This is a genomic window from Mesorhizobium sp. WSM4821, assembly GCF_055901555.1.
Map to the genome: position 1 here is coordinate 5,553,241 of NZ_CM148371.1, position 14,376 is coordinate 5,567,616.

Annotated in this window: 13 protein-coding genes; 7 read left to right on the plus strand and 6 right to left on the minus strand. The window is 62.1% G+C overall.

The window, feature by feature from the left end; all coding sequences use genetic code 11:
• Positions 1–18 precede the first annotated feature (18 nt).
• The 4 genes from AC0NID_RS27125 to AC0NID_RS27140 all read right to left on the minus strand — a co-directional run bounded on the left by AC0NID_RS27125 (position 19) and on the right by AC0NID_RS27140 (position 3,316).
• On the minus strand, positions 19–969 hold the full coding sequence (locus AC0NID_RS27125; protein ID WP_473457264.1) for a cytochrome c: 951 nt from the start codon (positions 967–969) through the stop codon (positions 19–21).
• 9 nt (positions 970–978) lie between these two features.
• Positions 979–1,422, minus strand: coding sequence for a c-type cytochrome (locus AC0NID_RS27130; protein ID WP_473457262.1), 444 nt, complete (start codon positions 1,420–1,422; stop codon positions 979–981).
• 247 nt (positions 1,423–1,669) lie between these two features.
• On the minus strand, positions 1,670–2,272 hold the full coding sequence (locus tag AC0NID_RS27135; protein WP_473457261.1) for a superoxide dismutase: 603 nt from the start codon (positions 2,270–2,272) through the stop codon (positions 1,670–1,672).
• A 165-nt stretch (positions 2,273–2,437) separates the two neighbouring features.
• On the minus strand, positions 2,438–3,316 hold the full coding sequence (locus AC0NID_RS27140) for a branched-chain amino acid aminotransferase (protein ID WP_473457260.1): 879 nt from the start codon (positions 3,314–3,316) through the stop codon (positions 2,438–2,440).
• Between the two features lie 310 nt (positions 3,317–3,626).
• On the opposite strand from AC0NID_RS27140, the gene AC0NID_RS27145 reads away from it, so the two are divergent.
• On the plus strand, positions 3,627–4,289 hold the full coding sequence (locus AC0NID_RS27145; RefSeq protein WP_473457259.1) for a haloacid dehalogenase type II: 663 nt from the start codon (positions 3,627–3,629) through the stop codon (positions 4,287–4,289).
• Positions 4,290–4,546: 257 nt separating this feature from the next.
• Positions 4,547–5,371: a L,D-transpeptidase gene (locus AC0NID_RS27150; protein WP_473457257.1), complete on the plus strand. Its 825-nt coding sequence runs from the start codon at positions 4,547–4,549 to the stop codon at positions 5,369–5,371.
• An 877-nt stretch (positions 5,372–6,248) separates the two neighbouring features.
• Here AC0NID_RS27150 and AC0NID_RS27155 read toward each other — a convergent pair.
• On the minus strand, positions 6,249–7,793 hold the full coding sequence (locus tag AC0NID_RS27155) for a helicase HerA-like C-terminal domain-containing protein (RefSeq protein WP_473457256.1): 1,545 nt from the start codon (positions 7,791–7,793) through the stop codon (positions 6,249–6,251).
• Between the two features lie 365 nt (positions 7,794–8,158).
• Between AC0NID_RS27155 and AC0NID_RS27160 the strand changes: the two genes are divergently transcribed.
• From AC0NID_RS27160 to AC0NID_RS27175, 4 genes are all read left to right on the plus strand, one after another.
• Entirely contained in the window at positions 8,159–9,601 is a 1,443-nt protein-coding gene (locus tag AC0NID_RS27160; RefSeq protein ID WP_473457255.1) for a methylmalonyl-CoA mutase subunit beta, read from the plus strand.
• Positions 9,598–11,721, plus strand: coding sequence for a methylmalonyl-CoA mutase (scpA, locus tag AC0NID_RS27165; RefSeq protein ID WP_473457254.1), 2,124 nt, complete (start codon positions 9,598–9,600; stop codon positions 11,719–11,721). Before AC0NID_RS27160 ends, scpA begins: the two co-directional genes overlap by 4 nt.
• A 72-nt stretch (positions 11,722–11,793) precedes the next feature.
• On the plus strand, positions 11,794–12,024 hold the full coding sequence (locus tag AC0NID_RS27170) for an AbrB/MazE/SpoVT family DNA-binding domain-containing protein (RefSeq protein ID WP_473457252.1): 231 nt from the start codon (positions 11,794–11,796) through the stop codon (positions 12,022–12,024).
• Positions 12,021–12,407, plus strand: coding sequence for a type II toxin-antitoxin system death-on-curing family toxin (locus tag AC0NID_RS27175; protein ID WP_473457251.1), 387 nt, complete (start codon positions 12,021–12,023; stop codon positions 12,405–12,407). The genes AC0NID_RS27170 and AC0NID_RS27175 overlap by 4 nt, the downstream gene beginning before the upstream one ends.
• Here AC0NID_RS27175 and greA read toward each other — a convergent pair.
• Positions 12,404–12,877: a transcription elongation factor GreA gene (greA, locus tag AC0NID_RS27180; RefSeq protein ID WP_473457250.1), complete on the minus strand. Its 474-nt coding sequence runs from the start codon at positions 12,875–12,877 to the stop codon at positions 12,404–12,406. The two genes, AC0NID_RS27175 and greA, sit on opposite strands and share 4 nt — an antisense overlap.
• 119 nt (positions 12,878–12,996) lie before the next feature.
• On the opposite strand from greA, the gene AC0NID_RS27185 reads away from it, so the two are divergent.
• Positions 12,997–14,373 carry a TIGR03808 family TAT-translocated repetitive protein gene (locus tag AC0NID_RS27185; RefSeq protein WP_473457248.1) on the plus strand — a complete coding sequence of 459 codons (1,377 nt, stop codon included), beginning with the start codon at positions 12,997–12,999 and terminating at the stop codon, positions 14,371–14,373.
• The last annotated feature ends 3 nt before the right edge of the window (positions 14,374–14,376 follow it).

Below are 14,376 nucleotides of genomic sequence, written 5' to 3' on the forward strand. Positions count from 1 at the left end.
ACGGCAGCAACCAGGCGTTCAGTTCGAAGGCTGTTTGCCCGCCGGATAGCCGTTGGGATGCGGCGGTATGGCCTTCAGATAGGCTGATATCGCCGCCCGGTCCTCTGGCGTCAGCTCGGCCATGTTTCTCTGCACATCGACCATGGCGCCACCTACGGAATCGAAATCCGGCGTGAATCCGGTTTCGAGGAAATAGGCGATGTCGGCTTCCGACCAGTCACCGAGCCCGCCTTCGCCCGAGGTGATGTTCGGCACGATGCCGCTGCCCTCGGCGGCAATGGCTCCGGCCAGCCACGCGCTCTTCCTGGTGCCGCCGGTGAACGCGCGCGGCGTGTGGCATTCGCCGCAATGGCCCGGCCCTTCCACCAGGTAGCGGCCGGCCACCACCGGATCCGGCGTGCCATCGGCGAGGGAGACCACCGGCTGGTCATCCAGATAGAGACGTTTCCACAGCCCGATACCGCGACGGATGTTGAACGGGAAGCCCAGCGAATTGGGCGGCGCCTTGCCGGCGACCGCCGGAAGCGTTTTCAGGAAGGCATGGAGATCGGCAATGTCGGCCGGCTTCATGCGCGCGTAGGATGCATAGGGGAACGCCGGATAGAAGTGCTCGCCGCTCGGCGACACACCCTTCAGCATGGCGTTGGCGAGGTCTTCGACCGACCAGGCGCCGATACCGTCCTTGACATCCTGCGAAATGTTCGGCGGCACGAAGCTGCCGTACGGTGTCTTGAGTTCGAGACCGCCGGCCAGTTGAAGGCGGGCGTCGCCTTGCGAGCCCGGTTTCGCATGACAGGACGTGCAGCCGCCGGCATAAAAGATGCGCTTGCCCCTGGCCGCATCGCCGGGGCCAAGCCTGGCCAGGGTCTCAGCGTCGAGCCTGATCGGCGCCGACAGGAACCAGCCGGCAACCGCGCCGGCGGCCCCCAGAACGAGGGCGGCGCCGACGATTCTTCTCAGCAGGCGCATCGCCCGCTATCAGCCCTTCTTTATCCTGTATGTCTGGTGGCAGGTGCCGCAATCGCCGCCTATCGTGTTGAACTGCGCCTTCAAGGCATCGGCGTCAGCAGGGGCGGCTGCCGCCGCAGCCTTGACGTTGGCGAGATACTTGTCTTCAACCGTCTTGAAGCCGGCCATATCTTCCCAGATCCTGGGAGCAGCCGTGGTGTCGCCGGTGTCGCTGCCCGCCGGGAAAAGAGTGTCGACATCGGCATGGAATTTCTCGGCGTTGGCCTGCAGCTTCTGCAACGCCGTCAGCACGGCCGCGGCGTCGTAAGGGACCTCGCCCTTGACCACTTTGGACAATTCGCCGGCGATCTTTCCACGTTCCTTCATCAGCGCCTGCCGTTCCTGGATCGGATCGGCAAACGCCACTGAGCCGGCGAAGGCGAGCATCGAGATGGCGAGGATAAGCTTTCTCATTCAATTGGCTCCATAATGAAGGCGTTTCGGGTGAAGGCATTCCGGGACAGATCGATAACGGCAAAGGTGGCTTAAAAATTCCGGAAATTCGCCTCACGCTTGTGTGAATTTTTGCGACAGTCGTTCTTGTGCTGGAAAAGGGCGGCCGATCTCCAGCCAAAAAGAAAAGCCCCGGTTTTTGCCGGGGCTTTTCTTTAACAGGCGATTACAGCGCCGCGCGCCGTTTCCCGGCGCGCAAAACGAGGTGTCATGCGCTGGCCTTTTCATATGCCTCAAGGACGTAGTCCCAATTGATGAGACTGTCGACGAAGGCTTCGAGATATTTCGGCCGGGCGTTGCGGTAGTCGATGTAATAGGAGTGCTCCCAGACATCGACGCCCAGGATCGGCGTCGCGCCATGCACCAGCGGGTTCTCGCCGTTCGGCGTCTTGGAGATCGCCAGCTTGCCGTCCTTGACCGAAACCCAGGCCCAGCCCGAACCGAACTGGGTTGTTCCGGCGGCGATGAAATCCGCCTTGAACTTGTCGTAGCCGCCAAGGTCGCTGTCGAATGCCTTTTGCAGCGCGCCCGGCAATTTGTTGCCGCCACCGCCCTTCTTCATCCACTTCCAAAAATGTATGTGGTTGTAGTGCTGGGCGGCATTGTTGAAGAGCCCGGCATTCTTGCCGAAGGACTGTTTTACAACGTCTTCGACCGACAAATCGCCCAGGCCGGCTTCGGCAGCCAGCTTATTGCCGTTGTCGACATAGGCCTTGTGGTGCTTGTCGTGATGGTACTCCAGCGTCTCCTTCGACATGTAAGGCTGCAGGGCCTCGTAGTCATAGGGCAATGCGGGCAGTTCAAAAGCCATCGGTCGTACTCCTCGTGGAAAAAAATCCGGTGTCGATATCGGACTAACATAGGTCTGGATTGATGTGGAACAACTCCGGAATGAAGCGCCGGTTCCCTTCTAAGCAGGTTCCGGAAAAGTGTCACACGGTTTCCGACAAGAAGCTGCGTCAAGACAACAGGCTAGTCAGCCGGCCGAAGTCGAATGCGCCCAATCCCAATAAAGTTCGCGCGCCTTCTTGGCTACAGGCCCGGGCTGGAGGTTGCGGTCCTCGATGCGGGTGACCGGCACGACTTTCGAATGGTTTCCCGTCGAGAATATCTCGTCCGCTTCGAGGAATTCGCGCACCGACAGCGCCCTTTCGGTGGTCTTGAACCCGTACTCGTCAAGCAGCGTCATCGTCCGCAAGCGGGTGATGCCGGACAGGAACGTGCCGTTCGGCGCCGGCGTCAGGATATGACCGTCCTTGACCAGGAAAATGTTCGAGGTCCCGGTCTCGGCGACATTGCCCAGCATGTCCAGCACCAGAGCGTTGTCGAAGCCGCGCATCTTGGCTTCGAGGATGGCACGGCCATTGTTGGGGTAGAGGCAGCCGGCCTTGGCATTGGTCGGCATGGTTTCGATGGTCGGGCGCCGGAACGGCGAGACAGTGACCGAAAAGCCGGTGGGTGAGATCATCGGCGATTCGTAGAGGCAAAGGCAGAAACGGGTCGAGGCCGGATCGGCCGGCACGCTCATGTAGCCGCCATGCTCGGCCCAGTACATCGGCCTTATATAGACCGCCGTCTTGCCGTCGAACTTTTTCAAACCATCCCAGGTCAGCCCGACGATCTTTTCGGTGCTCATGGACGGCTTGAGACCAAGCGCGATCGCCGAAGCGTTCACCCTTGCGGCGTGGCGGTCGAGGTCGGGGGCGACGCCCTCGAACCAGCGGGCGCCGTCGAACACGCTGGTGCCGAGCCACATGGCATGGCTGCGCGGGCCCAGAATGGCGACGTTGCCTTCATACCAATCGCCATCCACGAAGGTCCATGTCGCGGATTGCGCCGCAGTCGCCAGTGTCATCGCTTGGTTCCGCGTTTTTAGAACTGTCCCGTATCGCCATTGGAAGATGCTTTGGCGTGCGCCGTCAACCGGCATGGCCGAGATTTGTTGAGGCCAGCGGCATGTGAATTGCAATCCGTGCTTGCACGGATTGCGCCGCAGTCGCCAGTGTCATCGCTTGGTTCCGCGTTTTTAGAACTGTCCCGTATCGCCATTGGAAGATGCTTTGGCGTCCGCCGAAACCGCCATGGCCGAGATTTGTTGAGGCCAGCGGCATGTGAATTGCAATCCGTGCTTGCGCCTTGCCTTGCCGCGCCGCAAAACTGTCACAATGCATCACGCGGCTTACGTTTTCGACGCCTACGGCACGCTGTTCGACGTGCATGCCGCCGTACGCCGTCATTCCGACCAGATCGGACCGGACGGCCAGCTCCTGTCGGAGATCTGGCGCGCCAAGCAATTGGAATATTCCTGGGTGAGGACGCTAATGGGCGCCTATGCCGATTTCTGGCAACTCACCGAACAGGCGCTCGATTTCGCCCTGCGCAAGGTTCCCTCCGCGGACCAGGGGCTGAGGGCCAAGCTGCTCGACGCCTATTGGCGGCTGGACTGCTATCCGGAGGTACCGGCCGTACTCAAGGCGCTCAAGGCATCGGGCGCGAAACTGGCGATCCTCTCCAACGGCTCGCCTGAAATGCTGGAAGCGGCGGTCAAATCCGCGGCGCTCGACCAGGTTCTGGACGACATCTATTCCGTCGATGCCGTCAAGCGCTTCAAAACCGATCCGTCGGTCTACGACATGGTCACGACAGGCTGGCGTCTCTATCCAGACGCGGTGTCGTTTCAATCGTCCAACCGCTGGGACGTCGCCGGCGCCACCAAATTCGGCTTCCGGACGGTCTGGATCAACCGCTCCAACCAACCCGAGGAATACCGGGACTTTCCGCCGGCCCTGATCCTGCCCTCGCTCGAAGGCCTGCTGGCCGGAGGTTGACGCGGGACCCCAAAAATCTCAACCGATTTTGGAAAGGATCATGCGCAAAGTAAAATTGCCACAGCGTCCTTGATGCGCGGCGCTGTAGGCCTGTTGCCCCGGCGCAACAGCGACGGCGCCGTCACAGCTTTGCCTTTGTTTGTCCACCCTCAGGCCAGAATCGGAACCGCCTATCGCGCCGGGCATTGATAGGGCTGGCGCCGTACCGGTCCAGCGTATTCATGTTTTGTTTCGACTTGAGACTTAAAAAGGCAACCATGTTCACAACCGAAATCGGATCCCGTCGCCTGACCCGTCGCGGCTTTCTCAATGCTTCCGCGCTCGGCGCCGCCTCGATTGCGGTTTCCGCCTGCACCACGACGGGACGGCGGCCGGTCGAGCCTCCGCCTCCAGCCAATGTCGAGCCGCCGCTCCTGGACTATGAAACGATGTACGCTCCGGTCAGCGACGGTGGGTTCGACCTCCCGGGCATACCCTTCGAGAAAATTGATCCGCAATTTCTGCGGCAGATCGTTCCCGATCCGACCGGCGAGAAGCCCGGCACCATCGTCGTCGACACGGCCGGCCACCACCTCTATTTCGTGCGTCCCGGCGGACAAGCCATCCGTTACGGCGTCGGGCTGGGTCGCGCCGGCTTCGAATGGTCTGGCGACGCCGTCGTCCAGTGGAAGCAGAAGTGGCCAAAATGGACCCCGCCGGACGAAATGATCGCCCGCCAGCCCGAGCTGGCAAAATACAGCGCCGACAATGGCGGCCAGCCCGGCGGACTTACCAATCCGCTCGGCGCGCGGGCCTTGTATCTCTTCCAGGGCAACCAGGACACGCTTTACCGACTGCACGGCTCGCCGGAGTGGAACTCCATAGGTAGATCGGTATCATCCGGCTGTGTTCGCTTGATAAATCAGGACATTATCGATCTCTATGACCGTGTGCCCGGCAAGACGCCCGTGATCGTTACCGCCGGCGTCGGTCAACCGATGGATGCCCCGGTAAACCGGAAGGCCATTCCGATCGATGACGGCGTGCCGGAAGGATCGATCCTGCTCGGCGCGGCAAGAACGTTCTCGGACTCGATCTTCTGAGCTGGCCGAAGCGCTGGAGCGGCGGATTTTGCTGCTCCGGCTGGTCTTTGTGGAGTACCCTCAAAATCGGTGCCCATTTTTGAGTCCGACCGCACGGGAAGCAGCCTAAGTTGGCGCGCCGCGGTCGTTTGGATCGATTACTGGCCGGCAGCTGACACTTTGCGCAGTTGGTGCACCGAACTTACCTCATCGACATCAAGTTCGCGATCAGAGCTGCCTTGACGACGTCCTGCGCTTGCGGATGACCGATGTCCTCCAGCTGATCGGGCGTCAGATCTGCTAGTGCCCTGCGTCTTGCGACGTTTCCTCGCCACTTCCTGAAGGCAACGATCAGTATTGCTACGCTTTTCAGCCTAAACCCGAACAAGCGGCGTTTGGATGCGCTGCGTCCGGCTCGCGTTTCCGAGTGAGCCATTTTTTAGTCTCCAATTTCGAGTTTGGGGGAGCGTGCCACGCGGATGTCTTCGGGCTGTTCGGCCTTGCCTGAACAAAAAGGAGAGTCCCTTCGCGCTCCGCTACTCTCATGTCGAGAACGTCGTTGTCTCGGAATCTCGCTACGGAATGATTTCGGCGAGACGGAATTTGGTTACGCCTGTAACGGTGCATGGCCAAGGCTGAGGAACTCCGGACATACATCAACCAGGGTGGCGAGGCAGGGCGGTCGCGGCTCGCCCTCATTTCGCGCGTGCTGGCGCCGGCAACCCGAGCACTTCTCGACCGCTTCGAACCGCTGAACGGAATGTTGGCGCTGGACGTCGGATGCGGCGGCGGCGACGTCAGCTTCGAGCTTGCAGCTTCAAGCGGCCGCGTCCGGCACCATTTGGGCACCCTATATTTTGTGCCCGAGCATCGTTACCCACTTTTGGGCCTGATGCCCTTACCGCCCCCTGGCCAGACTGCCGAGAATGCCGCGCACGATCGCCCGTCCCACGGACGAGCCGACCGAACGAACCACCGATTTGATCGCCGCCTCCGCCACCGTCTGGCGATTGGACGGTCTTGGCGCCGGCGCCCGCCTGCCGCCGGTGGTCTGGGGGACGGGATCGTCATTGCCAAAGCCTGGAATGGTCCAGCGTGAGCGGCCGCTCTCCTGCTGCTGCGCCTCTGCTTCCTGAGCGTCCTTGGCTTTCTTCTGGAGCATCTCGAAGGCCGATTCACGATCGACGGTCTGGTCGTACTGCCCCGCGACCGGGCTCTCAGCGATCAGCTTGCGACGCTCGTCAGCCGTGATTGGGCCAAGACGCGAAGACGGCGGGCGAATCAGCGTCCGCTGGACCATGGACGGAACACCTTTGGCTTCCAGCGTCGAGACCAGCGCCTCGCCGGTGCCGAGCTGCGTGATCACGGTCGCACAATCGAAGTCGGGATTGGGCCTGAACGTCTCGGCGGCCGTCTTCACCGCCTTCTGTTCCCGCGGCGTGTAGGCGCGCAGGGCGTGCTGCACCCGGTTGCCGAGCTGGGCCAGGACCGTTTCAGGGATATCCAGCGGATTCTGGGTGACGAAGTAGACGCCGACGCCCTTCGAACGGATCAGCCGGACCACCTGCTCGACCCGGTCGATCAGTACCTTCGGCGCGTCGTCGAACAGAAGGTGCGCCTCGTCGAAGAAGAAGACCAGCTTTGGCTTGTCCGGGTCGCCGACTTCGGGGAGTTCCTCGAACAGTTCCGACATCAGCCACAAGAGGAATGTCGCATAGAGCCGGGGATTCATCATCAGCTTGTCGGCGGCCAGCACGCTGATCGCGCCGCGTCCGTCGCGGGTGGTGCGCATGATGTCGGCGATCCGCAACGCCGGCTCTCCGAAGAAATTCGTCGCTCCCTGCTGCTCCAGGACCAGCAGCGTGCGTTGGATCGCGCCGACCGAAGGCTTTGTGACATTGCCGTAGCGAGCGCCGATCTCTTCGGCGCGCTCGGCGATATTGGCGAGAAGTGCTTGCAGGTCCTTCAGGTCCAGTAGCAACAAGCCTTCCTCGTCGGCGATGCGGAAGGCGATGTTCATGATGCCTTCCTGCGCCTCGGAGAGGTTCATCAGGCGCGACAGCAGCAGAGGTCCCATCTCCGAGACGGTGGCGCGGATCGGATGGCCCTGCTCGCCGAAAAGATCCCAGAAGATGACCGGAAATTCCTGGAACTCGTAAGGATCGAGCTTGACCTGCTCGGCCCGCTTGACCAGGAAATCCTGGGCCGTGCCCATCAGGGCGATACCCGACAGGTCGCCCTTGATGTCGGCGCAGAAGACCGGCACGCCGGCATTGGAGAAACCTTCCGCCAGAACCTGCAAGCTCACGGTCTTGCCGGTGCCGGTCGCGCCGGTGACCAGGCCATGGCGATTACCGTACTGAAGCAGCAGATTTTCGGCGCGCTGGTAGCTGTCATCGGACTTGCGGCTGGCTCCTATGAAGATACTGGTGTCGTCAGCCATGTGTCGGGTTCTCCGCAACCTGAAGTGTTGAAAGCCCTGACGTATTGAAAGTAACGGGGCTCGCCGCAGGTATAATGAGGTCATTGCGCAGCGACAATAGCTATGGCCGAAAATGGGTTTTTGGAGCTTGCGGATTTTGCTCGTGTTTGGCAATCGGTTGGCGGTTCATCGTCGCAGGACGCCTGTTGCATTGTGATATAGGACGGGGAACCATAGACTAACGTTGCAGGCCTACGTGGCCGACAAGCGCATGACCCCAGAAAATCGGAATCGATTTTCGCCGGGGATCATGCGCAAGATCAAAAGTGCTACAGCGTCCTTTGAGCGTCCAAAGGACGCGCGGCGCGGTAGACGAGGAAAAGCGGATGGGCGCCGGTGCCTTGATCCAGGATGCTGAAGTTCCAAACCCTGACCGGCAGCGGTGGCTGGCCCTGGTGGAAAAAGCCTTGGCCGGCGGACCCTTCGAGGAAAAGCTCGTATCCCATACGGATGACGCAATCCGCATCGAACCGCTCTATGATCGTTCGGTCACCGCAGAGCCTCTCGCGCGGGCAAATCCCAGATCGCCGTGGATCGTCAGCCAGCGTATCGACGATCCGGATATCGGCCGCGCCGAAGCCCAGGCCCTGGACGACGTCGCACATGGCGCCACCGGATTGTCGCTTGTCTTCGAAGGCGCGCCGAATGCGTTCGGCTACGGCCTGCCGAGGACTGCGGAGGCGCTCGAGACCGTGCTGGACGCCGTGCCGCTCAACCGCATCCAGGTCCGCATCGATGCGCATCCCTGGAGCCGCGCCGTGGCCGACTGGCTGGTGGCGTTCCTGACCAAGCGCCGGTCCGACCCGGCAAAGCTCAACCTTTCCTTCGGCATCGATCCGGCGGCGATCTTTGCCGGTACCGGCCGGTTGCGCATGTCGATCGAGGCCCTGCAGGCGTCGATGCCGCAATCGCTGGCGCATTTTTTCTCGATGGGCGTGCCCGGGGTTCTGCTGGAGGCGGACGGACGCGTCTTCCACAATGCCGGCGCCACCGAAGCGCAGGAGCTGGGCACCATGATGGCTTCGGCGGTCTCCTATCTCCGGATGTTCGAGGAGGCGCGACAGCCGCTTGTCTATGCGGCGCCCCATATCGGCTTTGCACTGAGCGTCGACCAGGACCAGTTCGTGTCGATGGCCAAGATCAGGGCTTTGCGCAGGTTGTGGGCGCGTGTGCAGGAGGCCTGCTCGATCGCCGCCTCCACCGCCAACATCCATGCCGAGACGTCCTTCCGCATGATGACTGCGGCGGATCCTGAGACAAACATCCTGCGCACCGCGATCGCCGGTTTTGCCGCGGCAGCCGGCGGGGCGGATTCGATCTCCATCCTGCCGCATACGATCGCGCATGGTCTGCCGGCGGGCTTTGCCCGCCGTGTCGCCCGCAATACGCAACTGATCATGGCCAATGAAAGCCATATCGATCATGTCGCCGACCCTGCTTGCGGTTCGGGCGCAGTCGAAGCGCTGACTGGGGACCTTTGCGAAGCGGCCTGGGAAGAATTCCAGCGGATCGAGACGGAAGGCGGCGTGCTGTCCAGCCTGCAGCAAGGACACATCCAGAAACGGGTCCAGGCGGCCTCCGCGCGCCGCGATGCCGCCTATCGGGCCGGCGATCGGGCCATCATCGGCACAACACTTTACCCGTCGAAGACCGAACGTCCGGTCGAAACGCTGGTGGCTGAGCGGCGGCCCGCCATCACCGAGAGCGTGGCGGTGTGCGAGCCGCTGTTTCCAACCCGCATCGATCAATCGGTCGGAGCAGCACCATGATCCCGGATTTCAGCCAGATCGGTTGGTCGCCGCCGCGCCGGGCGCCAGTCGAGGTCAAGGGCCAGCGGATGACGCCGGAAGGCATCGCCGTCAAGCACCTATACAATCAGGGCGACCTCAAGGGATTGCCGCATCTCGACACCTATCCGGGCCTGCCGCCGTTCGTGCGCGGTCCCTACCCGACCATGTATGTCCAGCAGCCCTGGACGATCCGGCAATATGCCGGCTTCTCGACGGCGGAAGAATCGAACGCCTTCTACCGGCGCAACCTTGCGGCCGGCCAGAAGGGGCTGTCGGTCGCTTTCGACCTCGCCACGCATCGCGGCTACGACAGCGACCATCCGCGTGTTGCCGGCGATGTCGGCATGGCCGGCGTCGCCATCGATTCCATCCTCGACATGCGCCAGCTGTTCGAAGGCATCCCGCTCGGCGAGATGACGGTGTCGATGACCATGAACGGTGCCGTGCTGCCGATCATGGCGCTCTACATCGTGGCGGCGGAAGAACAGGGCGTTGCGCAGAAGGATCTCACCGGCACCATTCAGAACGACATCCTGAAAGAGTTCATGGTGCGCAACACCTACATCTATCCGCCAAAGCCTTCGATGCGGATCGTGTCGGACATCTTTTCCTACACCTCTCAGCATATGCCGAAGTTCAATTCGATTTCGATTTCCGGCTATCACATGCAGGAGGCAGGAGCGACCGCAGACCTCGAGCTTGCCTACACGATCGCCGACGGCATCGAATATGCCCGCGCCGGCGTCGCGGCAGGTCTCGATGTCGACCGTTTCGCGCCGCGCCTTTCGTTCTTCTGGGCGATCGGCATGAACTTCTTCATGGAAGTGGCCAAGCTGAGGGCGGCGCGCCTGTTGTGGACCAGCCTGATGCGAAAGAATTTTTCGCCGAAGGACGAGCGCTCGCTGTCGTTGCGCACCCATTGCCAGACATCGGGCTGGTCGCTGACGGCGCAGGACCCTTACAACAACATCATCCGCACCATGATCGAGGCTATGGCGGCGACGCAGGGTCATACGCAATCGCTGCACACCAACTCCTTCGACGAGGCGATGGCACTGCCGACCGATCATTCGGCCCGCATCGCCCGCAATACGCAGCTCATCCTGCAGAAGGAATCCGGCACCGCGCGCATCATCGATCCTTGGGGTGGCTCGACCTATGTCGAACGTCTGACGCATGATCTGGCGGCGCGCGCGCTTGCCCATATCGAGGAGGTCGAGAGCCTCGGCGGCATGGCCGCGGCGATCGAAAAAGGCATACCCAAGCTGCGCATAGAGGAAGCCGCCGCGCGTACCCAGGCGCGCATCGATTCCGGCGAGCAGATCCTGGTCGGCGTCAACGCTCATCGGCCGGGCACGGACATCGAAGTCGATGTGCTGAAGATCGACAATGCCGAAGTCAGGGCCCGGCAATTGTCGAAGCTGCAAAGGCTGAAAGGCACGCGCGATGTCGCCGCGGTCGAAAGCGCGCTCGATGCGCTGAGCCGCGCCGCGGAGAGCGGCGAGAACCTGCTGGAATTTGCCATCCGCGCCGCGCGTGCCAATGCCACGGTCGGTGAGATTTCGCTGGCGCTGGAAAAGGTCTTCGGCCGCCATGTCGCCTCGGTGCAGACGATCTCCGGCGTCTATCGCAAGGCGCTTGGCGACAATCCGGTGGTCGACCGGCTGCAGGACAAGATCGTGGCGTTCGAGGAGAAGTCCGGCGGCAAGCCGCGCATTCTGGTCGCCAAGATGGGACAGGATGGCCATGACCGCGGCCAGAAGGTCATCGCCACCGCCTTTGCCGATCTCGGCTTCGACGTCACCGTCGGGGCGATGTTCCAGACGCCGGAAGAGATCGCGAAACTCGCGGTCGAGCATGACGTGCATTTCGTCGGCGCTTCGTCGCTCGCGGCCGGACATTTGACGCTCATTCCCGAACTCAAGGACGCGCTGAAGAAGTTAGGACGCGGCGACATGCTGATCGTCGCCGGCGGCGTCATCCCACCTCAGGATTACCAGGCGGTGCTGCAGGCGGGTGCCGCGGAAATCTTCCCGCCGGGCACGGTCATCCCGGAGGCGGCGGAACGGCTCATGGACCGGATGCTGCAGGCCATGTGACTCTGTTATAATACCCGTTGCAACAACAGACCGAGCGAGTTATAATCCTCGTTGCAACAAGGTGCAGCACCCATGAACACGACCATTCGCAAGATCGGCAATTCCGAAGGCATCATTCTGCCCAAGGAAATTCTCGACCGCCTGAACCTGAAAGCGGGCGACAGCGTCGTTATCGTCCAGGAGGGCGATGAGCTTCGCCTGCGCCGCACCGAGGACACCGCCGAAGAGTTCGAGCGCAAGATGAAGATCGCGCGAGAGCGGATGAAGAAGTACGAGGTTGCCTACCGCGCGCTCGCAAAATGACCGAGTATCATTCGAGGGAATTCGTGGAGGCGCTTCACGCCGAGCAGTTGCGCCTTCACGGTGGCGCGCCGGGAATCCGTGACGAAGGGATGCTAGAGTCGGCGCTCTACCGGCCTCAGCAGCGTGAGATCTATGGCGAACCCGCTCTCTGCGAGCTGGCATCCGCCTACCTTTTCGGCATCGCCAAGAATCATCCATTCGTCGACGGCAACAAACGCACCGCTTTTGCCGCAGCCGATCTTTTTCTTTATTTCAATGGGCTGAGTGTCGAAGCCGAGCAAGCGGACATCATTCAACTGGTGCTGATGGTCGCCGCCGGCGAGATCGACGAGGCAGGCGCGGCGGCTTTCTTCCGCGACCATGTCGTCAAGATCGAGGACTAATTGGCGGAGAGCTTGACGATCTCCCATTCCTTGCCGTTCACCACGGCAATTTCGCCGACCCTCTTGCCGAACAGGGCCACGGCCATCGGCGACACGTGGGAAATGGTCCCCTTGGCCGGATCGGCCTCATCCTCGCCGACGATCTTCCAGTGCACCTTCCTGCCGTCGTCGCCTTCCAGCGTGACGCCCATGCCGAAGCGAACCAGGTCGCTGCCCGGTTCCGGCGCGGAAAGCTCGGCGCTTTCACGCCGCGCGGTCCAGTAGCGCAGGTCGCGCGAAATCAGCGCGATGCGCTCGCGGTCGGCCCTCTTCTCCGCTCTGCCCAGGTCATCGCGCAGGGCAGCCAGTTCGGCCTCGATCAGCGCAAGGCCGCGATCCGTAACCAGATTGCGGTGTTGGCTGATCGGCCGCTCGCCGATGCCGGCGATGGCATTTTCGCTATCCTCTTCGCGCGTGAAGGCCCTGCTCATTGATTGAACTTATGCCTCGCGCGCCGACTTCACAAGCCATTGCCGGCAAACCGTATCGGGCCAATCCGGCCTGGCACGATTCCTGCGGCGCAACGGCCGAACGCTGGGTATCTGTACCGATGTTGAACAGACGAAAATTGCTTACGCAGACCGCCGGATTTGCCGTCATGGGCCTCTCGCTCGGCAAGGCTGCGGCCGCCAGCCTGCCCACCATCGACAATGCCTCGATGCGCGGCTCGATCAACGCTGCCGACCTCGGCGTGCAGCCGGGCGCGCCTGACGACCAGAGCAAAGCGTTCGCCAGGCTGCTGCGCGACGCGAACGACCGCGACATGCCGGTGTTCCTGCCGCCGGGAACCTATGTGGTATCCAACCTGTCACTGCCGAGCCGTATCAGACTTTCCGGCGTGCCGGGGGCATCGCGGATCGTCTATGGCGGCAACGGCCATCTGCTCATGGCAGAACAGGCCCAGCACATCGAATTCACCGGGCTGGTGTTCGACGGCACCAACCGCTGGATGGGCGACTACACGCAAGGCCTGCTTGATCTGCGCCGCGTCAACCATCTCGTCATCGACAATTGCCAGATCACCGGCAGCGGCAAGAGCGGACTGGCGCTCGAGCACGCTTCGGGCCGCATCGAACGCTCGGAAATTTCAGGCGCGGCCGATACCGGCATCTATTCGGTCGAAGCCGCCGGCCTGGAGATATCAGGCAACACGGTGTCCGACTGCGCCAATGGCGGCATCCTCGTGCACCGCTGGCAGGCGGCCGAGGACGGCACCATCGTCAGCGGCAACCGTGTCGAGCGCATCCAGGCACGCAGCGGTGGCACCGGCCAGAACGGCAACGGCATCAACGCGTTCCGCGCCGGCAACGTCATCATCTCGGGCAATATCGTCTCGGACTGTGCGTTTTCGGCCATCCGCGCCAACAGCGCCAGCAATTTGCATATCACCGGCAACACCTGCTCGCGATCGGGCGAAACGGCGCTCTATTCCGAATTCTCCTTCGAAGGAGCGATCGTCAGCAACAACATCGTCGATGGCGCCGCCAATGGCATCTCGATCGTCAATTTCAACGAAGGCGGCCGCATGGGCGTATGTTCCGGAAACATCGTCCGCAACCTCTCGACGTCAGGCCCCTACCCTGCCGATGCGCCCGGTTTCGGTGTCGGTATCGGCGTCGAGGCGGACACCACCGTTTCCGGCAACGTCATCGAGAATGCGCCGCTCTATGGCATGCATATCGGCTGGGGACCGTTCATGCGCAATGTGGTCGCCACCGCAAACATCATCCGCAAGGCCGGAACCGGCATCGCCGTCACCGTGGTCGAGGGCGCCGGCACGGCGGTCATCTCCGATAATGTCATCGACGGCGCCCAAAACGGCGCCATCGTCGGCCACCGCTGGGCCGAGCCGGTGACCGGCGACCTCGCCTCATCAGGCAATGCCGGCTACGCGCATCTGACCATCGAGCGCAATCATGTGAGCTGAATG

Coding starts and splice junctions, on each gene's coding strand:
- AC0NID_RS27150 (WP_473457257.1), top strand. CDS start 4,547: ATGTTCACAACCGAAATCGGATCCCGTCGCCTGACCCGTCGCGGCTTT.
- AC0NID_RS27135 (WP_473457261.1), bottom strand. CDS start 2,272: ATGGCTTTTGAACTGCCCGCATTGCCCTATGACTACGAGGCCCTGCAG.
- AC0NID_RS27175 (WP_473457251.1), top strand. CDS start 12,021: ATGACCGAGTATCATTCGAGGGAATTCGTGGAGGCGCTTCACGCCGAG.
- AC0NID_RS27155 (WP_473457256.1), bottom strand. CDS start 7,793: ATGGCTGACGACACCAGTATCTTCATAGGAGCCAGCCGCAAGTCCGAT.
- greA (WP_473457250.1), bottom strand. CDS start 12,877: ATGAGCAGGGCCTTCACGCGCGAAGAGGATAGCGAAAATGCCATCGCC.
- AC0NID_RS27170 (WP_473457252.1), top strand. CDS start 11,794: ATGAACACGACCATTCGCAAGATCGGCAATTCCGAAGGCATCATTCTG.
- scpA (WP_473457254.1), top strand. CDS start 9,598: ATGATCCCGGATTTCAGCCAGATCGGTTGGTCGCCGCCGCGCCGGGCG.
- AC0NID_RS27130 (WP_473457262.1), bottom strand. CDS start 1,422: ATGAGAAAGCTTATCCTCGCCATCTCGATGCTCGCCTTCGCCGGCTCA.
- AC0NID_RS27160 (WP_473457255.1), top strand. CDS start 8,159: ATGGGCGCCGGTGCCTTGATCCAGGATGCTGAAGTTCCAAACCCTGAC.
- AC0NID_RS27140 (WP_473457260.1), bottom strand. CDS start 3,316: ATGACACTGGCGACTGCGGCGCAATCCGCGACATGGACCTTCGTGGAT.
- AC0NID_RS27185 (WP_473457248.1), top strand. CDS start 12,997: ATGTTGAACAGACGAAAATTGCTTACGCAGACCGCCGGATTTGCCGTC.
- AC0NID_RS27125 (WP_473457264.1), bottom strand. CDS start 969: ATGCGCCTGCTGAGAAGAATCGTCGGCGCCGCCCTCGTTCTGGGGGCC.
- AC0NID_RS27145 (WP_473457259.1), top strand. CDS start 3,627: ATGCATCACGCGGCTTACGTTTTCGACGCCTACGGCACGCTGTTCGAC.